The sequence below is a fragment of the Effusibacillus dendaii genome (assembly GCF_015097055.1).
Taxonomy (GTDB): domain Bacteria; phylum Bacillota; class Bacilli; order Tumebacillales; family Effusibacillaceae; genus Effusibacillus; species Effusibacillus dendaii.
Window position 1 is genome coordinate 633,510 of record NZ_AP023366.1, and the last position, 24,086, is coordinate 657,595.

Annotated in this window: 26 protein-coding genes; 19 read left to right on the plus strand and 7 right to left on the minus strand. The window is 45.5% G+C overall.

The features are described from left to right. Window positions 1-820: 820 nt before the first annotated feature. Together chrA and skT53_RS03315 are read right to left on the minus strand one after the other, a co-directional pair. Window positions 821-2,056: a chromate efflux transporter gene (gene chrA / locus skT53_RS03310; RefSeq protein ID WP_200759756.1), complete on the minus strand. Its 1,236-nt coding sequence runs from the start codon at window positions 2,054-2,056 to the stop codon at window positions 821-823. A 33-nt stretch (window positions 2,057-2,089) separates the two neighbouring features. Continuing rightward, complete coding sequence (locus skT53_RS03315) at window positions 2,090-2,386, minus strand: PadR family transcriptional regulator (RefSeq protein ID WP_226375319.1); 297 nt, start codon at window positions 2,384-2,386, stop codon at window positions 2,090-2,092. A gap of 126 nt (window positions 2,387-2,512) precedes the next feature. On the opposite strand from skT53_RS03315, the gene skT53_RS03320 reads away from it, so the two are divergent. From skT53_RS03320 to skT53_RS03330, 3 genes are all read left to right on the plus strand, one after another. Then, the gene (locus tag skT53_RS03320; protein ID WP_200759758.1) at window positions 2,513-2,668 is read left to right on the plus strand and encodes a hypothetical protein; all 156 of its coding nucleotides are present in this window, start codon (window positions 2,513-2,515) and stop codon (window positions 2,666-2,668) included. A gap of 460 nt (window positions 2,669-3,128) precedes the next feature. After that, the gene (locus skT53_RS03325; protein WP_200759759.1) at window positions 3,129-3,647 is read left to right on the plus strand and encodes a hypothetical protein; all 519 of its coding nucleotides are present in this window, start codon (window positions 3,129-3,131) and stop codon (window positions 3,645-3,647) included. Between the two features lie 95 nt (window positions 3,648-3,742). Beyond that, window positions 3,743-4,036 carry a hypothetical protein gene (locus skT53_RS03330; RefSeq protein WP_200759760.1) on the plus strand — a complete coding sequence of 98 codons (294 nt, stop codon included), beginning with the start codon at window positions 3,743-3,745 and terminating at the stop codon, window positions 4,034-4,036. A gap of 44 nt (window positions 4,037-4,080) precedes the next feature. Here the strand turns inward: skT53_RS03330 and skT53_RS03335 are convergent, their stop codons facing one another. After that, window positions 4,081-4,389, minus strand: coding sequence for a nucleotidyltransferase family protein (locus skT53_RS03335; protein WP_200759761.1), 309 nt, complete (start codon window positions 4,387-4,389; stop codon window positions 4,081-4,083). Beyond that, the gene (locus tag skT53_RS03340) at window positions 4,386-4,781 is read right to left on the minus strand and encodes a nucleotidyltransferase substrate binding protein (protein WP_226375320.1); all 396 of its coding nucleotides are present in this window, start codon (window positions 4,779-4,781) and stop codon (window positions 4,386-4,388) included. Before skT53_RS03340 ends, skT53_RS03335 begins: the two co-directional genes overlap by 4 nt. Window positions 4,782-5,058: 277 nt before the next feature. Here skT53_RS03340 and skT53_RS03345 point away from each other — a divergent pair, with 277 nt between their 5' ends. The 7 genes from skT53_RS03345 to manA all read left to right on the plus strand — a co-directional run bounded on the left by skT53_RS03345 (window position 5,059) and on the right by manA (window position 13,073). Continuing rightward, window positions 5,059-5,313, plus strand: coding sequence for a DUF6429 family protein (locus skT53_RS03345; RefSeq protein ID WP_200759763.1), 255 nt, complete (start codon window positions 5,059-5,061; stop codon window positions 5,311-5,313). Window positions 5,314-5,497: 184 nt separating this feature from the next. Continuing rightward, a complete protein-coding gene (locus tag skT53_RS03350) occupies window positions 5,498-6,253 on the plus strand; it encodes a hypothetical protein (RefSeq protein ID WP_200759764.1) in 756 nt (251 codons plus the stop codon). 1,030 nt (window positions 6,254-7,283) lie between these two features. Continuing rightward, a complete protein-coding gene (locus skT53_RS03355; protein WP_200759765.1) occupies window positions 7,284-8,327 on the plus strand; it encodes a nucleotidyltransferase family protein in 1,044 nt (347 codons plus the stop codon). Beyond that, complete coding sequence (locus skT53_RS03360) at window positions 8,324-9,523, plus strand: glycosyltransferase family 4 protein (protein WP_200759766.1); 1,200 nt, start codon at window positions 8,324-8,326, stop codon at window positions 9,521-9,523. Before skT53_RS03355 ends, skT53_RS03360 begins: the two co-directional genes overlap by 4 nt. Further along, the gene (locus skT53_RS03365; RefSeq protein ID WP_200759767.1) at window positions 9,504-10,667 is read left to right on the plus strand and encodes a glycosyl transferase; all 1,164 of its coding nucleotides are present in this window, start codon (window positions 9,504-9,506) and stop codon (window positions 10,665-10,667) included. Before skT53_RS03360 ends, skT53_RS03365 begins: the two co-directional genes overlap by 20 nt. Beyond that, window positions 10,609-12,030 carry a phosphomannomutase/phosphoglucomutase gene (locus skT53_RS03370; RefSeq protein WP_200759768.1) on the plus strand — a complete coding sequence of 474 codons (1,422 nt, stop codon included), beginning with the start codon at window positions 10,609-10,611 and terminating at the stop codon, window positions 12,028-12,030. The genes skT53_RS03365 and skT53_RS03370 overlap by 59 nt, the downstream gene beginning before the upstream one ends. A 71-nt stretch (window positions 12,031-12,101) precedes the next feature. After that, window positions 12,102-13,073: a mannose-6-phosphate isomerase, class I gene (manA, locus tag skT53_RS03375; RefSeq protein ID WP_200759769.1), complete on the plus strand. Its 972-nt coding sequence runs from the start codon at window positions 12,102-12,104 to the stop codon at window positions 13,071-13,073. A gap of 50 nt (window positions 13,074-13,123) precedes the next feature. Here manA and skT53_RS18790 read toward each other — a convergent pair whose 3' ends face one another. Then, a complete protein-coding gene (locus tag skT53_RS18790) occupies window positions 13,124-13,225 on the minus strand; it encodes a hypothetical protein (RefSeq protein WP_264175995.1) in 102 nt (33 codons plus the stop codon). 53 nt (window positions 13,226-13,278) lie between these two features. Continuing rightward, window positions 13,279-13,590, minus strand: a complete 312-nt coding sequence (locus skT53_RS18395; protein WP_226375321.1) for a glycoside hydrolase family protein — start codon at window positions 13,588-13,590, stop codon at window positions 13,279-13,281. Between the two features lie 82 nt (window positions 13,591-13,672). On the opposite strand from skT53_RS18395, the gene skT53_RS03385 reads away from it, so the two are divergent. The 4 genes from skT53_RS03385 (at window position 13,673) to skT53_RS03400 (ending at window position 17,167) form a co-directional block, all read left to right on the plus strand. Continuing rightward, on the plus strand, window positions 13,673-14,539 hold the full coding sequence (locus tag skT53_RS03385) for an ROK family protein (protein ID WP_200759770.1): 867 nt from the start codon (window positions 13,673-13,675) through the stop codon (window positions 14,537-14,539). A gap of 22 nt (window positions 14,540-14,561) precedes the next feature. Beyond that, on the plus strand, window positions 14,562-15,356 hold the full coding sequence (locus skT53_RS03390) for an arginase family protein (protein WP_200759771.1): 795 nt from the start codon (window positions 14,562-14,564) through the stop codon (window positions 15,354-15,356). 126 nt (window positions 15,357-15,482) lie between these two features. Then, window positions 15,483-16,202: a YebC/PmpR family DNA-binding transcriptional regulator gene (locus skT53_RS03395; protein WP_200760853.1), complete on the plus strand. Its 720-nt coding sequence runs from the start codon at window positions 15,483-15,485 to the stop codon at window positions 16,200-16,202. Window positions 16,203-16,492: 290 nt separating this feature from the next. Continuing rightward, the gene (locus skT53_RS03400; protein ID WP_200759772.1) at window positions 16,493-17,167 is read left to right on the plus strand and encodes a L,D-transpeptidase family protein; all 675 of its coding nucleotides are present in this window, start codon (window positions 16,493-16,495) and stop codon (window positions 17,165-17,167) included. A 226-nt stretch (window positions 17,168-17,393) separates the two neighbouring features. On the opposite strand, the gene skT53_RS03405 is transcribed toward skT53_RS03400, so the two are convergent. After that, on the minus strand, window positions 17,394-18,314 hold the full coding sequence (locus skT53_RS03405; RefSeq protein ID WP_200759773.1) for a LysR family transcriptional regulator: 921 nt from the start codon (window positions 18,312-18,314) through the stop codon (window positions 17,394-17,396). Window positions 18,315-18,448: 134 nt separating this feature from the next. Between skT53_RS03405 and skT53_RS03410 the strand changes: the two genes are divergently transcribed. The 5 genes from skT53_RS03410 (at window position 18,449) to skT53_RS19090 (ending at window position 24,076) form a co-directional block, all read left to right on the plus strand. Then, the gene (locus skT53_RS03410; RefSeq protein WP_200759774.1) at window positions 18,449-19,711 is read left to right on the plus strand and encodes an FAD-dependent oxidoreductase; all 1,263 of its coding nucleotides are present in this window, start codon (window positions 18,449-18,451) and stop codon (window positions 19,709-19,711) included. Between the two features lie 60 nt (window positions 19,712-19,771). After that, window positions 19,772-20,998, plus strand: coding sequence for an MFS transporter (locus skT53_RS03415; protein WP_200759775.1), 1,227 nt, complete (start codon window positions 19,772-19,774; stop codon window positions 20,996-20,998). Between the two features lie 24 nt (window positions 20,999-21,022). Further along, on the plus strand, window positions 21,023-21,832 hold the full coding sequence (locus skT53_RS03420) for a methyl-accepting chemotaxis protein (RefSeq protein ID WP_200759776.1): 810 nt from the start codon (window positions 21,023-21,025) through the stop codon (window positions 21,830-21,832). Window positions 21,833-21,981: 149 nt separating this feature from the next. Beyond that, window positions 21,982-23,256 (plus strand): IS1380 family transposase, encoded by a 1,275-nt coding sequence (locus tag skT53_RS03425; protein WP_200759777.1) that lies wholly within the window; start codon window positions 21,982-21,984, stop codon window positions 23,254-23,256. A gap of 580 nt (window positions 23,257-23,836) precedes the next feature. Continuing rightward, complete coding sequence (locus skT53_RS19090) at window positions 23,837-24,076, plus strand: heterocycloanthracin/sonorensin family bacteriocin (RefSeq protein ID WP_200759778.1); 240 nt, start codon at window positions 23,837-23,839, stop codon at window positions 24,074-24,076. Window positions 24,077-24,086: the final 10 nt, after the last annotated feature.

Consider the following 24,086-nt stretch of genomic DNA (forward strand, 5'->3'; position numbering starts at 1 on the left):
ACACTAACCTGATCCATCAGATAGCCGGCAGTAGCCTGACTTACTGCCCCCGTTCCTTGCGAAGGCAACTGGGAAAGCGATGAAACACTGCCGCGTCCTCGGGTTTGATGACTGCCATAATATAAGACTGGCGGAGTGAATTGGCGAATCGAGATAGTAACGCGCGCAATATGTACAATACACCCATGGCCCAGAACGTAGGGACAATCGCCATGGCTCCCATGGCAATAAACTGCAATGTCCGACTAATGACAATGGCCCGAACCAGGCCAATACGACGTGAAATATGAACTGCACCCATAATGGAAAACATCGAAACGATGTTAGCGATCAAATACAGGGTTCCTATCGTTCCTGCGCTTACTCCAAAATGATGATAAAACCAATAGGTGAGAAACGGACCGCCGCTCCAGTGCCGCGTCCAATAGCTCCCAATATCGCAAAAATGAAATCAGAACAATATTGTCGGAGAATGCAAAACCAACGCTCGCCAAAGCTGTTACAAGCGGGACACCTATTAAAAATGGTTTGCGACCGACACGGTCAGATAAAATACCGATTACTCCTTGTAAAAATCGCGATACCCATAGAAATGAACGCGAACAGCAGACCCAGCTCTGTTGCAGAAAAGTGGATCAAACTCAGATAGATAGGCGCAATGGTACCCGCTAGGGCACGGGCTGTACTCATTTTCAATCGTGCTGTTATCATGAGCCGCATATCCCGTGGCATCCATTGTGGCCAAACAGTAATAGCATCCTCCGTTTCATCGTACACCCTCCGCCAATTTCAGTTTTTGCCTCGAGGCTAGATGGAACTTTTAAGTTAGCGCAGCAATGATAGCCCCGCCAAAAGCGGAGAAAACGACGACTACCCATGGCGGCAGTTTCCACAGCATGAGTAACCCGAAAGCGGCAATCGCCAAACCAAAGTCAATTGGAGAATTAATCGCTTTCGTCCATACTGGGTTATAAAGGGCGGCCAGCAGGATACCCACTACGGCAGCGTTTATGCCGCTTAATGCAGACTGAAAGCCTGGATGGCTCCGTACCGAATCCCAGAACGGCAGGGCGCCTGCAATTAGCAGGAAAGACGGCAAAAAGATAGCGACTAAAGCAATCACCGCCCCTGATAAACCATTCATTGCCCCGCCAAGATAGGCTGCGAACGTAAACAGGGGTCCCGGTACCGCTTGGGCGGCGCCGTAGCCGGCAAGAAATTGCGTGTCTGTCAGCCAACCAGTAGGAACGACTTCCGCTTGGAGCATCGGCAGGACGACATGCCCGCCACCAAATACGAGGGAACCGACGCGAAAGAAACTATCAAACATGGCCAAAACATGGGATGCGTTCATTTGCCGTAAAAGCGGAAGGCCGGCCAATAATCCCAAAAAAAGAACCCACGAAACGATCGCCGTTCTTCTGCTAATGGGAAAGTGTAGACGTGGCGAATCAGGCACCTTGCCCTTCGGGAAAAAGAGCCATCCGAATATACCGGCTGCAGCAATGAGTGCAACCTGCCCAAAGGCGGTGGGCCAAACAAGCGTAATGATCGCGGTAATGATGGCAATGCTGGCTCGATTTCGATCAGGCGTCAAGGTGCGCGACATCCCCCACACCGCTTGGGCTACAATCGCGACGGCGACAATCATTAGCCCATGCAGCCAACCCGCATTCGTTACGTCAAATCCTTGAAGGACAAGGGCAAAAATCATCAGGGCGATCGCGGAAGGCAGCGTGAACCCGATCCAAGAGGCAATCCCGCCCAGCAATCCCCCGCGCATCATCCCGATGGCAATTCCCACCTGGCTGCTGGCTGGGCCGGGAAGAAACTGACAAAGGGCGACTAAATCGGCGTAGCTTTTTTCATCCAACCATTTCCGTCGGTTGACATACTCCTCGCGAAAGTAGCCCAAATGGGCAATGGGCCCTCCGAAAGAGGTTAGACCCAATCGAGTGGCTACACCCAAAATTTGAAACCAAGATCCTTTGGTGCTGCTGTTATGGCTACCGATTGAGGACAGGTTCTGATTTTGTTTGACTTCTTGATCACTCATTAGAAGCAAATCCCTCCCGTATGTAGTATGAACTTACAATACTTCGCGCACGAGTTCTTTCATTTTCTCGCGGGCTTCTTTTAACGCAACCCGTCCCTGATCCGTGATAACATAATATTTGCGGATTTTCCCATGGACTAGCCTTTCCTCCTTATGAAGATAACCGCTTTTCTCCATGGAATGGAGGGTGGGGTAAATCGTTCCCGGGCTAATCTCATACCCATGATGCGCCAGTTCTTCAATCAAAAAGGCGCCGTAAATTGGCTCTTTGCTGGCATGATGAAGGATATGGATTTTAATAAAGCCAAGAAAAAAGTCTCGAATCATCATGATATCATCTCCCGTTATCATATTCTGATTTTAAACGAATCAATCTCTCATTTCAATGCTTTCAATAGAAAGAATTCCATATACATGTCAATGAATTTTGGAAAAAGATTTGAAGGGAGAATTACCATGGAACAACGTCATAAATCGTATCAGGCTATACTTGAACGGATGTTGATCGGGGCAGCCTCTGATGCAGATTCGATGGTATCGGAAGGCAAGGCCAATGTTGTCATTGATTTAAGGGCGGAGGCGGCGGATGTTCGGTTAATGATCCACGTTTAGCCTGTATTCACATGCCAATGGTTGATGCCAAGGAGGGACAGGAGGAAATCCTCCAAAAAGCGATAAACGAGGCGGTTCGTAACTACCAATCCGGGAAAATCGTGGCTTTTCATTGAGAGGGAGGCAAAAGCCGCGCTGGCAGCGTGGCCATCGGAATTTTATTAGCTTTAGGCATAGTGAATACGATAGAGGACGCAGAAAGCTTCATACAGCGTATTCGGGCTGAAATAAATGTTCATCCCTTATTAAAAGAGGATTTACGGAGAATGTTCCCAGGTTCTTAACTTGGGGGAATAGAAGAAGAAGGAAATCCTATAGATTCAATAATCCGGGTGGCTGGTTGCCGCCTTATTTTTTTATGATTGGAATTCGTCTGCTTTGACATCGTTTTGACATACGACCGAGTTATTCTTTACTCACCAGTAAAAAATAATAACATACAGGAAAGGTCGGGTGTCCTATGACGGATTGGATTCATCAGCACCGGCGAAATATGCAGTGGGGCATTCTTATCGGCGGATTTGCCTTTGTGGTTGGTGCCATTTATTACGGCTATTGGGTAGGACAATGGAATATTAGCAGCATTGTTTGGAAAGGGGCGCTGCAATATTTATCGAAACCAGCTGAATTCGGCATTTATTTGTTATTGGGCACGTTATTTCTGCGATGGGGATTTAAGCGAAGTGACCATTTTAAAGCGTTGACCAAACCATTGATGCCTTTTTTAAGAGCGATTCATATTCCTCTCGCGTTGGTCGTCTTTGCATCGTCCACGTTACACGGATTATTGTTTTTGCGCTATCAGTGGAAGAATGATTTTCATTCGTGGACGGGCATTATCGCCCTTGGACTGATGGCAGGGGTCGGGGCGATGGGATCTATTACTTTTAAAATGAAGAAACCGCTTCTAAGAAAGATCCATCTTCGTTTGGCGGTTGCAACGTTCATTCTTATTCTGGTTCATATTGCGACGGCATAGTCCGGATAAAAGCAGGTGAAATCAATGGAAAATCTTATTTTTTCCCAATATCGCATACTAATCGTGGATGATGAACCGCTTGTCAGAGGGATAACATGAGTCGGCAAGATATTCGCAAAAGAGTTTGCAAATGTGCTGGGCAGTTGTTTGCGGAGAAGGGGTATGTCAGTCCGGTAGACTTGCTGGTCAAAATGAATACAATCCTGGTGTCGCTAAGGGAGTTTGCCAAGTCCATGGAGTTGAAGCCGTCTGTTACGGTCTATATGTCGTGGGGAAAGGTTCCGAAGCAAAGATTGCGCTTCTCCAAATACGGCAGCCCCCACGTGGAAGAAATGTACGCAACACATTATGCTCGGCCAAATAAGGCACGTAAAACAGGAAATGGATGATGAAACGTAATGTGCGGCCATAAGCCGGGCAGGCGTATTGAGAATCATCGTTTATAAAATTTTATTCCAACTCTATCAATATGTTCTTTTAATTCCTTATGATTCAAAGAATTATAGTCTATTACATCCACCGTATAAGGGATGGGCAATTCCTCATTAATATAGGATTGTAATGTCAGAGCCAGACTCGCTGAACATTCTTTTCCCTTAATTGCTAAATCAATGTCGCTTCCTTTTTTGTAATTGCCTTTTGCTCTGCTGCCGAAGAGGATCACTTCTTCCACTTGAGTATAATGAATAAAAGTATCCAATAATAACTGAAACGATTTATCTGATATACCAAATTGATTCATTGTTCTGCTCCCAGCTTCAACAAGACTTGTCTCAAAGCGGCATAGTAATGATCAGCAATTAAACTATAAGCGAGTTCTGCCAAGGCTTCATCGTAAGTGTGTGCCATGAGATTTCTCTTTTGCAGCATATCCAGCCATAGTTCACCATCTTCTATTATTTCATATTTAAATGCTTCCTTGATGGTGTCTCTGGGGAATTTTACCGAAACCCCTTTTTCTTCCAGGTAATTTTTGGTCGTCTTCCATGCCAACTCGAAGGTAAACTGGTAAATCTGAATGACTCCGGCTTTTTCTAACTTGGAAAGTTCCGTTTTAGCCAGGGCCTCTTCTAAATTTTTGAACGCTTTTTCAAAGTTATGAAAGCGTTGTTTCCATCTTGTATCGGCGCTCATCATTCGTACCTCACTTTTTTCCGTATGTTTTTGGAAAAAATTGATCAGTGACAACAGTTCAATTATACCACAAAACCAAACTTACTAACCGGTTTGTCCCTCCTTGATCGGGAGTTGGTCCTGCTTTTGGTCAAGTCAAACCGAAACGGATTGATTATCCTCGTAAATGGGAAGGTTGCAGTTTCTCAAGCTATTCACGGTACAACTACTGTCAAATTACGTACGAGGCTATAATATAGTTGTGTTTAACAGGTATAACTACAAGGGAGGGGATTATATGAAGGACGAAGATGTGCATCTAAAGCAACACATAAAAGAATTGACGCTCCTGCTTCTTTATCTTAATTCATGGATGGAAAAGGAATGGGGCTTCGAATATCGACGCAGTTGGAAAGGATATGATTTCGGCGCGTTGAACGAATTAGCTGAAGAAGGGGTGATCACGGACAGTCGTCGTTCTAAATCAGTCGGCATCACAGAAGCGGGTGAGAAAAAAGCTAAGGAATTAATGAAAAAATATTTAATGGAATGATTACATGCTGATGTTACATAAAAACCATGGTGGATAAATTCTCGACTTAGGGCTGAGAAAGGAAGGATGGCGGAAGGAAGTGCAAAAGCTTGAAATTAAGTGAAATTACCAGTTATATCCCCTGGTTATTTTGGATAGAGGGCGAGATTATTTATTAGACGGCCACATCATAGAGTTAGATAAAGTGAAAGAATTGATTTTTCAGGCGGTAGTGGAAGGTAATGAATTGTATAGTGTGTATGTGGAGCTTGACGGAGACGGCAGAATTATAACGTTGGAATGTGATTGTCCATACGATTATGGTTTTGTAATCTGGAGAAATGTCGACCGTGCGGTGGAAGGCACGGAAATCGTGGCCAAAAGGGCTCATGAAGCAATGGAGGATGAAGATGGGGTTCTAACCGTACGGATGAGCCTGTGCATCATGGAGGAAATGCTGAATTTGCTTCAGTCGGCGGACGATTCGGGAGGAATAATCGGAGGCATCATTGAGGAGAGTTTTGAACGCATTCAAGAGGTAACTCAGTCAGGTGATCGGTTTTCTCGAACAGAGGTTGAGGAATTATTCCGCTTGCTTCTCAAGGAATCCGAACACTCCCTTCTTGAAGGATGGCCGGACTGGCAGCTTGCTTTGTTGGAAAGCGCCTCCCGGTTGGCGAAAACCAGTGATTTATTGAGGGAATGGGAAGAATACGTTTCCCGAATGATTTCCACACAAGCAGAAGAGACATGGAGTGGAAGGTATTTTGCCGAGCGCATAGCCGTGTTGCGTTACCGCTTTATTCAAGAGAATGAGAGTAGGGAACGGGCAAAAGAGTATTTGAACCAAAATCTCCAATTTCCTGAATTTCGTAAATTCGCCATACAGCAGACGCTGGATAACGATCGTTTCGAGGAAGCAATCAATCTAGCTCTGGAAGTGGAAGCAGTTTCGATTTGAAGCGTATCGACGTTCCGGACAGTTGGAACTGCAACCCCGTCTTCCGAATGGTCGACTGTTTATCGGCCCATGCTGCATAAGCTGGAAAAAGACGGTTGGCACAAAGAAATTTACACAAGGATTCTGGTAGAAGAGCAGGAAACTGCAAGACTCTTGGAATTTGTAAAAAAGCATCCTGCAAGGGTTGAAGATTTTCATACCTACCTATTGGAGCGATTTCCTGAGGAAACCAAGGAACTGTTTCAAGCACACATTGAAAACACGGCGAACCGGTCGAGTACGCGAAAACATTACCAGGATGTGTGCAGGATCATCCGAATGCTACAACGAGCGGGCGGGGAAACGGAAGCTCAACAATCTGTACGGATGCTTCTTGCAAAATATCCTCGGAAGTCCGCTCTCAGAGAAGAATTGATAAAGCTGAGATTTCAATGATTAGATAACAGCCACTGCCACATCCCGTTTGTCATATTGAACATATTACTCATGTGGAATGCATATCGTCAATGGTTTCGAAAAATCTAAGGGACAGTTGGTGTGAGAAGATCAGGGTTTTTGCCTGATCTTTATTTTATTACCAGTCATCAAATGATGGGCTTCTTGCATCTTTGGCCTTTCATTATTCTTTGTGCCTATATCAAAGCCTACTGCTACAGTTGTGATGATAGCATTTGGAACAAGTGTTCTCGCTTCCACGATCTCATTCACTAGAGCGAGAAAAAAGGAAAAATATGCACAAAACATGAAATTAGCCGTTCTATTCGGCGATATTCTGTGTTGAGTCATCCGGCGAAATTGACTATATTTAGTAGTAAATTTAGCACTCACCTAGATAGACTGCTAACAACGACATTTATCTCTTAAAATCATAAAATCATATTTTCCTCTATGCGAAAAGAAGCGTGTTCATATTTGAAGCTTTTTATGGCTCATGGATTCATGGCATAAAAAATTTCACATATGCCATAGCTTCTTTTTTCATATCTTTCCAAAATCATAAATCTAATCTTGGAATGGAGGTTGATGATGAATGAAAGCTCTGTTATTGGCTGGTGGCTTGGGGACACGGTTACGACCCTTGACCGAAAATTTGCCGAAGCCTATGGCCCCGGTGGGCAACCGCCCATGGCTGGAACATCTCCTGTTGCATCTGAAACGGGAGGGCATCGATGAGTTTGTGATCGCAGTCAAACATTACCCGGAGATCATCCAGAATCACCTCGGGGATGGAAGCCGTTTTGGGGTTCAGATCGAGTATGCGATTGAGCAGTCTCTTCTTGGTACAGCCGGCGCAATCAAAAATGCCGAATCGTTGCTATCCGATCGTTTTCTCGTTGTGAACGCTGATATTATCCATGAAGTGTCGATTTTACCCCTTGTGGAATATCACATTCAGCATAAAGGACTTGTCACGATCGGCTTGACAGAGGTGGAGGATCCTTCTCATTACGGCGTTGTGCAGCAAACCGACAATGGTGAGATCGTACGTTTCGTTGAAAAGCCAAAACAGGACGAAGCACCGTCAAGACGAATCAACGCGGGAATTTACGTGATGGAGAAAGAAGCACTGCAATGGATTCCCAAAAATAAGGCTGTCTCGATCGAGAAAGAAACTTTCCCGTTATTAATCGAAAAGAACGTGGGAGTCTTCGGCAAAATAATTAACGGCTATTGGATGGATATGGGGACCAATGAAAGGTACCGGAAAGTCCATTGGGATTTGTTGGATCGCAAATGTTCGTTTCCTTTAAAAGAAAAGGAACAGGGAAACGGAATCTGGGTAGGAAAAGATGTGCAAATAGGGTCAGGTGTGCTGTTTCTTCCCCCTGTCCTGATTGGCGATCAGGTACATATTGGAGAGCGCAGCGTAATCGGCCCATACGCGGTGATTGGGGACGGCTGCACGATTGGCAAACATGTACGCTGTTCAGAAACCATTTTATGGGACGACTGCAAAGTGCATGATTCCGCTCAACTGAGCAATTGTATTTTTGGATACGATCTCGAACTGGGAGCCAGTCACATTTTATACCAAGCGGTAATGAACCGGACGGCGGGGGTGCTTCAGGGATGACACAGATAGCTTATGTCAGTACGTATATACCGAAAAAATGTGGTTTGGCAACTTATACGCATCACCTTAGACAGAGTGTGAAGGATGCAAAAATGTGGAAGGGGATTGACCCCGTAATCGCGCTGACAGACGAAAGTGAAAGAGCCGATTTTGACAGCAATGCCATCTGGCCCCTGTTGAAGGAACAACGGAGCGCATATTCCAAAATGGCTCAAAAAATAAATCGCAGCCATATTTCTTTGGTATCACTGCAGCATGAATTTGGCATTTTCGGGGGACAAGCCGGGTCCTTTATTCTGGATTTTGTGCGTGAATTGAATAAACCGCTCATCACCACTTTTCATACGGTTTTCAAGAATCCCGAGGAACCTTACCGTTCCATTCAACAGGAAATTGCCGACAGAAGTGATCGAATCATCGTTATGAATCGTAAAGCCATAAGTTACTTATGCAGTTCTTTTGATCTACCTGAGGATAAAATCGTCTACCTTCCTCATGGAACACCGGTGCCGAATCGGCAAAAAAGGGATGATTTCCGCAGAAGCCTGCAATGGACCAATCGAAAAGTAATCATGACGTTCGGCCTTCTGAGTCCCGGAAAAGGAATTGAAATGATTTTGGATGTCCTGCCGGATGTGGTCAGGTCTGTTCCGGAAGTTCTATACGTCATTGTGGGACAAACCCACCCCGAAGTGAAAAAACGTGAGGGTGAGTACTACAGGCACCAGTTGCAGGAATTGATACGGCAGAAACAATTGGAGAACAACGTAATGATGGTGGACCGGTACGTCAGTGAGGAAGAATTGATCACGTATATCACCGCATGCGACCTTTACATCACTCCTTATCCGGGATTGCAGCAAATCACAAGCGGTACTCTGGCCTATGCAATCGGTCTTGGGCGGCCTGTTTTAAGTACTCCCTACAGCTATGCACAGGACGTGCTTGCAATGTATGGCGACCAGTTGCTGATTCCGTTCGACAATCGTACGAAATGGTCGGAAACCATCGCAGCCATGCTGGCAGATCCCATCGAATTGCAACAATGGGAAAAAAGAATGGAACGAATTGGCAAGTTACTGCATTGGCCGCTTGTTGGAAAAAAACATGCGCTCCTGTTTTTACGGACCATACAGATGGCGAAAGAAAAATTTGCGGGTATAGGAGGAAACCAAGTTGTATCGATCACCGGTTAGTTTTCGCCACCTGCAGCGGATGACCGATGATACCGGGCTGCTGGAACATTGTCTGGGAAAAATCCCCCGCCGTGCAGAGGGGTATACCACAGACGACAATGCACGGGCTCTTTGGGCGTGTGTCGAATGGTGGTCGTTACTGGAATCGGAAGGCGCAAAAAAAGAATTACAGGACAAGCTGCTGGAGCTGATCGAACGCTATCTTTCGTTCCTGCTGTGGGTTCAGCGTGATGATGGAACATTTCACAACAATATCAGGTTTGACCGAACTCCGGAGCCAGAGCAGCCTTCCGATGACTGTCTGGGCCGAACGATTTGGTCCTGTGCGGTGGCATATGCCAAATTAACGGATCCTGATCTGCAAATTGCGGTACAGGAGATGTTGCGGAAAGCTATCCCGGCAACTAAACAGATGATGTTTCCTCGGGGATGGGCATATGCACTCGCCGCCTGCAGCTTGCTTTTGCAACATGCACAAAAGTCTCCTTCCCACGCCCAGGACCGGTTTTCCCAATGGGTCGTTTTCGATTTACCGGAACGCGTTGGCATGCTGGAAGAACAGTTGGTGGATCTTTATCGACAACAAGCGGGAGAAGGTTGGCACTGGTTCGAACCGGCCATAACCTACGGAAACGGCGTGCTGCCTTGGGGTTTGTTTTACGCATATTCGGTTACACACCGGCAGGATACACTCGACATAGCAAAAGAAAGCCTCGATTTTCTGATCGAAAAGATGACCGGCAACCAAGGGAGAATCAGCCCCATTGGCAATCAGGGGTGGTGTACTCGGGAACAGAGAAGCAATTGGGACCAACAGCCGCTTGATGTGATGAAATTGGCTCTTGCCTCGGCGCAGGCATACATTACACTTAAGCAATCTGAATATTGGGAAATCGTGAAAAAATGCCATGCATGGTTTTACGGAGACAACGATTTAAGCATTCCGTTGGCAGAAACCGCGGACGGAAGTTGCTGTGACGGATTAAGAGAAAATGGGGCAAATCGAAATCGAGGTGCGGAGTCGACCCTGTCCTATTTACTGACGGAAGCGATTTGGCAAACGATCGAATGGGAGGATGATGTTCATGACTGTAGAAACCGACAGCAAAATCAGGATTCCTTCACATGTGTTCAGAGAATATGACATCAGGGGCAAGGCTCGCGAAGAGCTCGACGCAAATTTCGCGTATCTGCTTGGCAAAGCTTTCGGAGAGAAGCTGAAGGCGGAAGGTTTTCACAAGGCAGTAGTTGCAAGAGACAACCGCGAGTCCTCTCCGGAGCTGCGCCGTTCTTTGATCGCAGGGTTGAATGAAGCCCTTTGCCGGGTTGTGGATGTTGGGGAAGTAACCACGCCTATGTTTTATTACAGTTTGGAATACCTCAATATTCCATGCGGGATTATGATTACGGCCAGCCATAATCCGGGAGACGAGAACGGGTTTAAAATCGCAATGCACAAAACCACAATTTTTGGCGAAGAGATTCAGCAATTAAAAGACGTCATACATAGAATCCTTGAATTGGAAGGTGTGCCGGATACGATCTCCAGCCATGCCAACTTACTGGAACAAGTAGATATTGAAACCCCTTATCTGAACATGCTGCGGCAAAAAATCGTATTGGGTCCGAGAAAACTGAAAGTGGTGGCCGATTGCGGAAACGGTACGCCGTCGCCGTTTGTCCCCAAAGCGCTGGCGGCTTGGGGATGTGAAGTGATACCGCTATATTGCGAATCAGACCCCAGCTTTCCCAATCATCATCCGGACCCGGTCGATCCGAAAAACCTGCACGATCTGATCGCGAAGGTGAAAGAGACAAAGGCAGACGCAGGCATTGCGTTTGATGGAGACGGGGACAGGTTGGGGGTTGTCGACGAACAAGGCCGCATTTTGTGGGGAGATCAGTTAATGATCTTGTTCTGGCGGGAAATCCTGCCGAAATATCCGGGCTGTGAGTCGCCCGTCGAGGTGAAATGTTCGAAAGCGTTGGTCGAGGAAATTGAAAAACTGGGTGGCAAACCATTCTTCCATAGAACGGGCCACTCTCATATCAAGGCGACGCTAAAGAAACTGAATACTCCATTTACGGGAGAAATGTCAGGTCATTTATTTTTCAATGACGAATATTTTGGCTATGATGACGCTTTGTATGCGGCAGGCAGGCTGCTTCGGATCCTGTCGAACACGGATCTGCCGTTGTCAGGCCTGTTCGCCGACGTGCCCCAGTATCCCTCCACTCCGGAAACCAGAGTGTATTGTGAAGAATCCAAGAAAAAATCGGTATTGCAAAAAGTCAGGCAGCATTTTGCCGATCGCTTTGAACTGATTGACGTGGATGGAGTGAGAGTCCTTTCGCCAGAAGGGTGGGGATTGGTTCGCGCTTCCAACACGCAGCCCGTTCTGGTGTTGCGGGCGGAGGCCGACTCGGAAAGCGGTTTAAAACGGATTCAGGATCGCATCGAACAGGCTTTGAAATTGGCCGATCCTGCACTGTCGGTGAAGTGGTGACCAATCGGATAACCGCAATGAGTTTGTTGAGAAGGCGGCTTGAATGAAAACCGTTGGGGGTGAAACAAAGGATGCAAGCGTATCCGTTGCTTTTTACTCCTTCCTATCACGAACGAATTTGGGGAGGTACACGACTGAAAGACTTTTTTGGGTATCCGATTCCCAGTCACAATACGGGTGAAGCCTGGGTGATATCGGATCATCCGAACGGCCGAAGTACAATTGCAAACGGCGTTTACCAGGGAAAAACGATTCAGGATTTGTTGCTGAAACATCCGGACTGGTTTTCTATGCACAGAATGCAGCGCTTCCCGATTCTGGTGAAGCTTTTGGATGCGCAAGACGATTTGTCGGTACAGGTGCATCCGGATGATGACTTTGCAGCGATTCATGAGAACGGCGAGATGGGGAAGAGCGAATGCTGGTACATCGTGCATGCCGAACCGGGTGCTGAAATCGTCTATGGCCATACAGCAGAATCCCAGGAAGAATTGGTCAGCAAGATCAAGAGCGGCAGGTGGAAGGATTTATTAGTGAGGGTCCCGGTCCGTACAGGCGATTTTTTCTACATTCCAAATGGCACTATTCATGCGCTTGGTAAGGGCATCGTGGTTCTGGAGACACAACAAAATTCTGATACAACGTATCGGGCCTACGATTACGATCGAATCGATGCATCAGGCCGCAAAAGGGAGTTGCACATCGACAAAGTCCTGCAAGTCACCAAAGTGCCGTTTGCAACACCCTTAATCACCGCTCGAGTGAAAGAGTATGGCGCATTAAAGGCAACCAACTACTTGCAGGGACCCTATTTTACGGTGGAAAAATGGACCGTGCGAGGGACTCACTCAGGAAAAACAAGGGAGAGTTTTATCCTGGTATCCGTTCTCTCCGGATCCGGACGCCTCGTCTGGACGGACGGGGAAATTCCGCTGCAAAAAGGCGATCATCTGCTGCTGCCGAGAACACTTGGCCGGTACCAGTTATGTGGGGAGTGGGAGGCGATAGCCTCCTGGCTGCCTGAACAAAAAATAGCAGCCTAAACGAAACACGACCACCGATCATTCCGGTGGTCGTACTGCCATAGCTGAGATTAACTCGAGGGCAAGAAAGCCACGCCGATTTTTGAATCGGCCATGCCGTAATACAAAAACCAGGTATCGTTGAAATTGACCAGGCCTTCCACAAATACCACATGATCGACCTGCCCTCTTATTTCGTCAGCTGTTTCAGGTATAAAAATGGGTGTCAGATCCGTGCTTCTGCTTGACCATTAATTCTTTGCGGCACAATCGCGCCCGATTTTGACCACTCGTAATTGGGTTCCTGATTCCACCCTGGGAAAAGCGCCCCGTGTTTTTCCCACAACAAAAGATCTTTTGAGGTAGCCAAACATAAGCGTGCGGTTTGTCCGAGATACACTTTTCCGTTTTCCACGATGGCAGTGGGATTGAACAGATCCTTCGCTTCCCAGGCATCCCCTTGTGGGCCCAAAATCGGATTTCGTACATATTTTTCAAACGGGCCCATGGAAATTGAAATGAGGGGTTTTTCATGCACAAACCACCCTTTAAGCAAAAAATGTATGGTATCTGCTATTATTTTGTAACCAATTTTTCGCCGTTGTAAAGGGGGGGATTCAATGACTAGTCGGGGAGAGATGGAAAGTAACAGGAGCTATGCCGTTGGAGTTGATGTCGGCGGCACCAAAATTGCGATTGGGATAGTCAATGACAGCGGTTCCGTCAAGGAACAAATGATTCTGCAGACAAATAAGGAGAAAGATCCGAACAAAATGATCGGGTATATGGCACAATCGATACAAAAACTGCTTGATACTGCACGTGTTTCGGTCGAACAACTGGCCGGAATCGGTATTGGCGCGCCCGGTCCCTTAGATGTCAAAACAGGGGTGATTTCCTGCCCGCCAAATCTGCCGTCATGGGTAGATGTGCCAGTGGTGGAAGCGTTCAAGAGAAAATTTTCCGTGCCGATCGTGTTGGATAATGATGCGAACGCTGCTGCGCTTGCTGAAAAACGGTACGGGGAGGCGCAGGAGAATGAAAGCTTTGTCTATCTGACAATCAGTACGGGGATTGGTGCCGGTCTTTATTTAGACGGAAAACTTGTTTCCGGATCGCGGGGGAATGCCAGCGATATAGGCCATACCGTGATTGATCCGTCATATGGAACCTGCACGTGCGGCCCAAAAGGCTGTTTCGAATGGATTGCATCCGGTACAGCTATTGCACGGCGAGCATCCGAGTTAAGGGGCCCCCCCCCTTACAACCAAACAAGTCTTTGCTTTGTACAGTGCAGGAGATGCCAGGATTGTGCCATTTGTGGAACAAGTGTTTACATATATAGGAGTTGGATGTGTCACACCCATCAATCTGTTTGGTCCGGAGAGATTGTAATCGGCGGCGGGGTTTCGGAAGTGGGGGATCCTCTTTTTCTGCCGTACAGAATTATGCCAACCGCTTTCGGGCGTAAATTTGTATGCTCATAAATCATGAAAGGAAGTGGATCGCTTGGCATTGCTGCACAAGGATGTAACGTTTCTGAACTTTGACAGAACTTATACCGCACAACCACAACTTCTTGAATTTCCGTATGAATGGATTGACCTGCAAGATGTTTCCCATACCAATCTATATTGTGACGCAGATGCTCTTTCGAGAATCCATCACCGCTTAAAAAACCGGTCCAACCACGGAATTACCTTTATTGGAAGCGGAAATTATCATTATGTTTCGTATCTGCTGCTTTCCGAGATCCAAGAACCCTTTTCATTGCTTTTGTTTGACCATCACACTGACATGCTGAGTGATTTATCCTCCTCTGTGATCTCTTGTGGTTCCTGGGCAACCAGAGCGATCACCAGCCTGCCTCTTTTACAAAAAGTCATTGTCATTGGGGCTCGCCCGGATTTGCTTTCCCTGCTGCCCAAACATTGGTCACCCAAAGTTACGGTATTCCCGGAGTCGTCTTTTATGGAATCGACTGATTTCAGCAACTGTGTTGTGTCCGCGATTGAAACGCATGCCGTGTATATAAGTATTGATAAAGATGTACTGGATCCCGCCTATGCGGAAACAAACTGGGATCATGGAAGCCTCAAGCTTCCGGTGCTTTTGGATCTGCTGCGGCTTGTCATCTCGCGAAAAAGAATTTATGGTGTGGACATTTGCGGAGAATATCCCATCACGCCCATCGAACTCTTTCATCCGGGCTGTTTAAAGGTGTTGGCAAAAAATGAACAGGCCAACAAGCAAATATTGCGGCTGATTAAAAATCACAACCGTCCTTCAGCAAGTACGGGTTAAAGGTTTCCTGCATTCGTTCCATCGAATTGTCTATTATCGATTAAAACTCGTCACAAATTTGCAATTGAGGTATAATACAATCTAGTGAATCAACGGCAATACACAATTGAAAGCGAGTGGAACAATTTGGGTCGCAAGTGGAACAATATTAAAGAAAAAAAAGCGTCAAAAGATGTCAATACAGCTCGGATATATGGAAAGTTTGGAATTGAGATTTATGCGGCAGCAAAACAAGGTGAACCGGATCCGGAAGCAAATCAGGCTTTAAAAGTCGTACTGGAGCGCGCAAAAACGTACAATGTACCGAAAGCGATTATTGACCGTGCGATTGAGAAAGCGAAAGGCGGTTCAGAAGAAAACTACGACGAACTTCGTTATGAAGGCTTCGGACCAAATGGATCGATGGTAATCGTAGATGCGCTTACAAATAACGTGAATCGTACCGCACAAGCGGTGCGTGCTGCATTTCGTAAAAACGGCGGAAACATGGGAGTTACAGGATCTGTAGCCTATATGTTTGATGAAACGGCTGTCATCGGTTTTGAAGGTAAAACAGCAGATGAAGCGCTTGAAATATTAATGGAAGCAGATGTAGACGTGCGCGATATTTTAGAAGAAGAGAATGCGGTGATCGTTTACGCCGAACCTGACCAGTTCCATTCGGTACAGGAAGCATTGAAGAATGCAGGTATAACCGAGTTTACAGTTGCAGAACTAACAATGCTTGCGCAAAATGACATAACACTTCCAGAGGACGCACAAGCACAGTTTGAAAAACTGATTGCCGCATTAGAAGAGTTGGAAGATGTTCAACAAGTGTACCACAATGTAGATTTAGGTGAATAATAAACGCAATCAGATAACATCATTACATTCAAGATGGGGAAATCCAACTTCTGGGGATGGTCCAATAATTATCGGGCCATCCCTTTTTGCTACAAGATGCGTCCTTTTATGGAGTTGGTAGCGTATTGTTTTTTTCATAACATAATTATGGTTAACCGGATACCCCATTCCGGTTACCGATTTTGGAATATTGGGGCCTAAAACATTACTATCACCTAAAACCATAAGACATATTCGCCTTTACTGTTGGGGAAACTCCAAAGGGAATCCTTGACTACGCAGGTGAAAACATGAAATGGAAGAAACGAATTATTGCCGGATGTCTATTCTGTTTTATTAGTTTAACGGTTCCTCAGAAAGATGTTTTGAGTCAATCCGCTGTACCTACAGGCGAAATTTCTCTGCAAATTGATCCGTTGCGCAATCAATTGACCGTTCTGATCGACGGAGTTGTATACAAAAAATATCCGATTGCGCTAGGGAAGCCTGAAACTCCCTCGCCGGTGGGAGAGTGGAAGGTCGTTAACAAATACAAGAACTGGGGATCAGGTTTTGGAACTCGTTGGATTGGTCTGAATGTGCCTTGGGGGATTTATGGAATCCATGGCACAAATAACCCCCATTCAATCGGACATGATGCCAGCCATGGATGTGTCCGCATGTTCAACCGTCATGTTGAAGAACTGTACGAATGGGTTAGAATTGGTACGCCGGTTTCTTTTATTGGCCATCCCCTGAGGGAGTCTTCATTAGATCCTCGTCGACTGGCGGCCGGCCACAGCGGTTCTGATGTTCAGTTGGTTCAGAGTCGATTGCGAAGCGCAGGATTCTATAAAGGGAAATGTAACGGAAAGTTTGGACGTTCAACAGAACAAGCGATGAAGGAATTCGAAAAAGCTAACGGTCTGCCTATCGATGGTGTTGTCAGTCTGCATGACTTTCGTGCGTTGGGCTTGCTTGAATAATGTCTACCGATTTGTTTCATCTAGCCAACGTGATTCAACAGATAGTCTTTTCCTTAATGACTCTTTAAAAAGGATTTTTGAGGGGCAACATGGAATTCTCTAATTCAAAAGGAATTCTTGCCCCTCGGAACGGAATGTTATGTGGACAGTAACAATTTCCATGTTGAGGTATTGAATTCCTTTTTGTTTTGCTTCAAAAACCTAGACTTTTTCAGGGGGGAACTAACTATTTCTTTTTATTAGATTCCCTCTCAAATTTTTCTCTTATCCACTTTAGTGTGAAATCGCGGAAAGCAACTACAGTTATCGATGGATGCGGATCTCTGTGTATAGCAATTGCGGTTGTTCTTTTATTGCTCTTTTTAAGCCTTATACGTGCTAAGTAGGGTCTCGAAACATACTCCACAACCCGAGATGTTAATAGAGCAACTCCGAGACCGTCTTCCACTAAACCGCAGATCGTTTCTACGTGACTGCTTTCGTAGGTAATATTGGGTTCAAATCCCGCTTCCCGGCATGCTTGTAGACAAATTTGCCTCATTCCGTAACTGGATTTGATGAATATGAAATTTTCTTTTGAAGCCTCCGCAAGATCGATTTGTTTCCTTTTGGCAAGAGGATGAGAAACATTTGTAATCAAAACAACTTCGTCGTCGAATAACGGGTAAAAATCGATTGCGCTCTCGTAATTCTGACTGTGTGGGTAAGTCAATACGGCAACATCAATTTCTGAAGATAGCAACAGTTTTATTAAAACATCACTGCCGGCTTCACGAAACTGTATTTGAATTCCTGGGTACATTTTCTGGAAAGAAGCAATTAAAGACGTTAGTCCCAAATAGCCGATAATAGGGATTGTACCTATTACGATACTTCCGCGCTTTAAAGAGTTATATTCCAACATTGCCAGACGGGCCCGTTCGACCTCCCCCAAAATTCTCTTTGCATAAACAATAAACTCCAATCCAGCCGGAGTGAGCAGAACCGATCGTGTGGTGCGTTCGAATATTTTGGTTCCCAGTTCATCTTCCAATTTTTTTATTTGTTGAGAGAGTGTGGATTGGGACATATTGATCTCATCGGCTGCTTGGCTAAAACTTTTAAATTTTTCAACTGACAATACATACTGCAATTGATGGAGTTCCATTTTCTATCACCCTTATTTCAATTAATTAGTTTTGTTAATTAATTATATCGGAAATATAGATTGTTTCGATAATTAATAATGGTTTAAATTTAAAATAAGTTCACCTTGCTGCTAATAATGAAAGGGGAGATGATATGAAAAGAAAGTATTCTTACGATGTAGCAGTTGTAGGGGGTGGCGCTGCCGGAGTGGGTGCTGCCGTTGGAGCTGCCCAAACAGGGGCACGAACCGTTTTAGTAGAAAAAAATCCGTACTTTGGGGGTATTGCTACACATGGTTCTGTCCTGACATATTGCGGATTCTTTACACAAGCGGACCCAACTGAGCAAATTGTTGGCGGTGTTGGACAGCAGGTGTTAACTCACTTATCGAAACTCGGCATGTACGATGGACCACGAAGAACTGCCCGGACAGGCACCGTAATTGTGCTGCTGGACCCTGAAGTGACAAAAATAGCTCTTGATCGGTGTGTAACAGAAGCAAAAGTAGAACCTTTATTGCACGCGCAAGTGATTGGTGCGGAAGTAACGAACGGCAAGATTGAAGCAATTGAATGCGTTGATCACAGTGGAAGATTCACCATAGAGGCATCCGCGTTTGTAGATGCAAGCGGTGAAGCCAATCTTACGGCTTTGTCCGGCGGAGATTTCGTATTTGGCGATGACAAGGGACATCTTCAGTCCGCTACTTTGATGATCCGAATCGGCGGTGTTCCGCCGGAGGCCAATGCACACCCGATAACGATTCAAGAGGCGGTTGTAAAGGCAAAAAAAGCCGGAATACCTAATCTTACTAAAGAGTTAGGGACGATCGTCCGAATGCCAGGATCACACGATGTATTGGCGATTCTTGCTGATGAGGAAGTTAATGGTTTAGAATCAACCAGTTTGACCTCTGCCGAGATATCAGCACGGAAACAAGCCTGGGCTTATCTGGAGTCGTTTCGCCGTTTCTTACCCGGTTTCGAAAATTCATATTTAGTGCAGACGGGCCCGCAGATTGGAATCCGTGAAACAAGGCATATCCGGGGGGAATATACACTGAGCGGCGATGATGTCTTGCAAGCCAAGCGGCAGGAAGACAGTGTTGCACGTGGCGGTTGGCCGGTCGAGTTACATCCGGTACCGGGAGAGCCGAATGAGTGGCATTCTATTAAAGACAATTCTTATTATGATATTCCGTTGCGCTCTCTTAAAGTCCAAGGAGTTCGTAATCTCTGGGCAGCCGGAAGAATAATTTCATGCGATCCGATAGCTTTTGCTTCCGTTCGAGTGATGGGAACAGCCTTTGCGACTGGCCATGCAGCGGGTGTTGCCGCATCTGTTGAATTGAATAACGGAGAAGTAAGCGTAAAAGCTGTTCAATCCGAATTGCGTCGGCAAGACGCCATCATTTGATTCCCTTCACTTAACAGCAACAACTTGAGATGATCAATAAACAATGAAAGGGTGGATATTATGAATTCGCGCGTAATGCAGATTGGAGCACTTATCATTGTTTGGTTGGCGTTCTTGTTTTCATTCGTTGACCGTTTGTCTTGGCCTCCTATTATACCAATCGCTTCCAAAGAACTTGGAATGACCGCCGCACAGGCCGGCAGCTATATGACTGCTTTTTATGTTGGATATGTAATTACTCAATTGCCGGGCGGCTTATTAACAGACCGTTTTGGTTACAGGAAGGTCTTATTGGGATCCTTTTTCATCATGGGGATTTTCACGGCTCTTATGGGAATGATTCAAAGCTTTGAACAGGGATTGGTTTTACGCATCCTCGCCGGATTGGGCTCTGGTGCAGTGTTCTCCGCATGTGTCCGTGCGATATTCGATTGGTTTCCGGCAAAAGGCCGCGGCACTGCCATGGGATTTTTCATGACTGCGTCCTCACTTGGAGTATCTGTGGTAAATCTGTTTGTTCCAACAGTAACAAAATCATATGGCTGGCAAACTGCTTTTTTGGTAGCAGGTTTTCTACCGATCTTGGGACTTGTACTGGGCTACTTTTTCCTGAAAGAAAGAACTTCCGCAGCCGAACAACGGCAGAATGCCCAATCTTCGGTTGGTTTCTGGAAAGATGTAGCGGGCATGTTCAAAAACCGTAACCTCATGATGGCAGGTATGTCCGGTTTTTGTGCGATGTGGGCAACCTGGGGGACAGCAACATGGGCAAATACCTATATGAATAAAGGACTGCACATGTCCCTTGTACAAGCAGGTTTTATAATGTCTATATATGGGATGGCGGCACTTTTATGTAAGCCTATTATAGGAATACTTTCCGATATTCTTAAAGTACAGCGCAGAGTGCTGTTGTTTGTTGTTCTCATCTGTTTTGGGCCTGTTTTGCTATGGTTTGGATCAACAACAAGCATCAGTCTATTGTATTTAATTGCTCCGATTCTCGGGATCGCCGCTTTTGTGTATAGCCCGATCATGAATAACTATATTGGCGAGTTGGTGGATCAACGGCTTGTCGGTACCGCAACAGGATTTGTCAATACAATCTGGCAACTGGGTTCTCTAATTTCTCCGCTTGCTGTAGGTGCTGTTATTGACGCAACCCATAACTATTTTTATGCTTTTGTCACGCTCGCGATCGGACCCGTGTTGGCAGCTTTCATTATTTTATTGGTAAAAGAGAAAGCAACACCCCAACAGAATGTTCCATCTGGCTATGAAGCCTAAAAACTTTTTAGGGAGAGATCATTGGTGATTGCACATGTACTAGCGACCATGCCAGTTTTGAATTCACTTTTCCCCATGGCAACATTGGTACTCTCTGACAAGACGAATATACTCTATTATCATGAAGGTGATGTCAAACTTGATTTGATTGTTGGCAATCCGGTCAACAAAGGATCTGTCACCGCCAAGACGCTGGAAGCGGGCAAAACGATCCGTCAATCCGTGGCTAAAGAACAATCCAGATTTGGTCTCGCTTTCAATGTAATAAGTGTCCCTATTTATGATGAGAAAGGTAAAATCGAGGGTGCGTTAACTGTAATTTTATCACGTGATAAAGAAGAACGGATCTCCATTGCTGCTGAAGAGTTGGCTGCATCGGTGATCCAAATGAATGATTGGGCTCAGCACATTGCAAATAACGCAACGCAGTTATCGGATTCGATTAACGAAATATCAATAAATTGTCAGAAAGTCGTGGAATCGGTCGATGACAATTCAAAAATTGTCGATGTCGTAAAGTCTATTGCCAATCAAAGCAACATGCTGGGGATAAATGCCGCGATTCAGGCGGCTCATGCAGGCGAATATGGCCGGTCCTTTGGAGTTGTGGCCAATGAAATTCGGACATTGGCGGAGAGATCCCGAGAATCGTCGGAGAATATATTAAAAAGCATGACTGAAATGAAAACAAGAGTAAACAGTGTTATGGAAGAAGTAGAAGAGGAGTTAGTTTCAACTCGAGAAATGGCGTCGGGTATTCAGCAAATTAATGCTGCCATTCAACAACTTCAGACAATGGCTATTCAATTGAAAGACCTATCGAGGTTTCAATAAATATTAATTCATCCCGAATTTCGAAAGTAACATAGCTTTAAATTACTAAAAAAGTGCCCTGATCTTTGGTAGAATGGTGTTTGCGAGACCAACATCACCCAAAGAAAAGGAGCACCTTTTAGGAGGAGTCTACCACAAATACCTCCCAAATGAAAACGGAATTTACGTTAAAGAACGCTACTTCTCACGCCGGTGGCAAGGTTGTCTTGGATTTCCTTGAGAAAATAAAGCGGGAAGGTGCTTTTCAACAACTCGACTGTACCAAAGAGGGGAATTCGATCTTCCCGTTTTGGAAGATCCTCCTCTATCTTGTAGTCGGCTGGCTGTTTGGTTGTCAACGATTGTTCCACTTTCGCCCCCTTCAGAACGACTCTCTCATCAAGCGATTCTTAGGTGGACGGTGTCCTCACCATTCCCTGCTTTACAAGGAACTGGGGCGATTTGCTGCAAAGAGCCCTTCTTTGAAGTGGCAACTTCGGCAGCTTACTCACTACGTCATTGCCCCTCATTTACCGGAATCTCTTATTCTGGATTTTGATTCAACCGTTGAGACGGTCTATGGAAACCAGGAAGGAGCAGAAATAGGAGTGAATTCAAACAAACCCGGTCGAAAGAGCTATCATCCCCTTCTCGTGTTTGAAGGGCAATCCCGTTTTTGCTTAAATGGGGTTCTTCGTCCAGGTAATACGCATTCCTCTACCCATGCGATTGAGTTTGCGAAAACCACACTCGAGTTGCTTCCTTCCGGTTCCAATGTCAAATTTGCTCGATTTGACAAAGGGTTTGGGGGAGAAGAGTTTTACCGGTTTTGGGAGCAGAAACGAATCGGTTATGTAGGAAAACTGAAATGGACAAAACGCCTTCAAGATGCGATTTCTTCTTGCAACCATTGGAAGCGGTACGTAGACGAGGATATCGTGATTGAAGGCATCACACTGATCTACCAAGCTACGACATGGAAGAAACCCCGGCGTGTCGTAATAATCCGGAAAGCCGAACGTTTTGATTTGGATCAATTACAACTGTACGATTTTCTTTGGGAGTATGAAGCGATCGTCACCAACCTGGATGGGTCACCGATTGACATCTGGCGGTTCTACAACCAATGGGCAAGTGTAGAGAATTCGATCAAAGAAGCCAAGAACGGGTTCTCCATACATGCGATTGCAAGTTCCGATTTTGAAGCCAATGAAGTCGACATGCTCATCAAGCTTTTCACCTATCACTTGTTTCAACGCTTCAAGAAAGACTGTTGTGATCCCATCCACCAAGGGTTTACGATACAACGGTTCCGTCAGGACTTTCTACAAGTGGCAGGGATATTGGTGAGTCACAGCAGAACCGCGATCCTCAAAATCGCCGATTGTTTCAGCAATCGTTGGATCTTGGAGCAGATGATAGTAAGGGTAGCCCAATTGGAGTGAATGGGGAAAAAACTTAATGGAAACTACGAGAGCCCGTATCGGTGGGGAGGGGGAAAGTGTGCCCAAAAACGAGAAACAATTACCATATCATGTAAAAACGCTTCCAGTTTGCAGACCAACTCACAAACTCCCATTCGAATCGAGGCTCTCTATAATTGGCTTTCGAAATTTGGGTTAAAATGTGGTAGGGAAATAAATGCTTTAACTTAACAACGGATTTTAATTTCCATTATTTAACATAATGTGTTTTCAATTATAGAGAAATGAGACTTAAGGGATGGTCCGATAATTATTGGGCCGTCCCTTTTGTTATGGGATGCGTTCTTGGATATGTCCAAGCTCTCTTCAACGGTTTGACGAAGAACCAATAAAAATAGGTGTCTGGAGCGGTAACAGTAACACTAGAGTTCCATTAATATAAAGTAACTTTTGCGGAGAGGAGGCGTTCGATCGACGGTGTATTTGGCGGATTCACCCGTTGGGCAGTTGTTTTCTTGATCATCTTCGTACTGTTCTTTTTACCAATTCCTGATTATGGAGCTGGCGGAACCTATTAATTTCATAAACGGAGGCTGTCAAAATGGATAGTTTCAAACAAGAACTCCAAAAATTAAAAGTTGATGAGTTCAAGGTGGGCGAGGTGAGGCCTTCTGAGAAAGAGGGCCAGCACGATGCTGTTCCGGCATTTTTTGGATGTTTCGGGTGTGGCGGTTGTTTCAGATGCGGCGGTTGTTTCGGATGTGGTGGTTGTTTCAGATGCGGTGGTTGTTTCAGATGCGGTGGTTGTTTTAGATGCGGCGGCTGTGCCCGTTGTTTTTAGTTTTCTAACA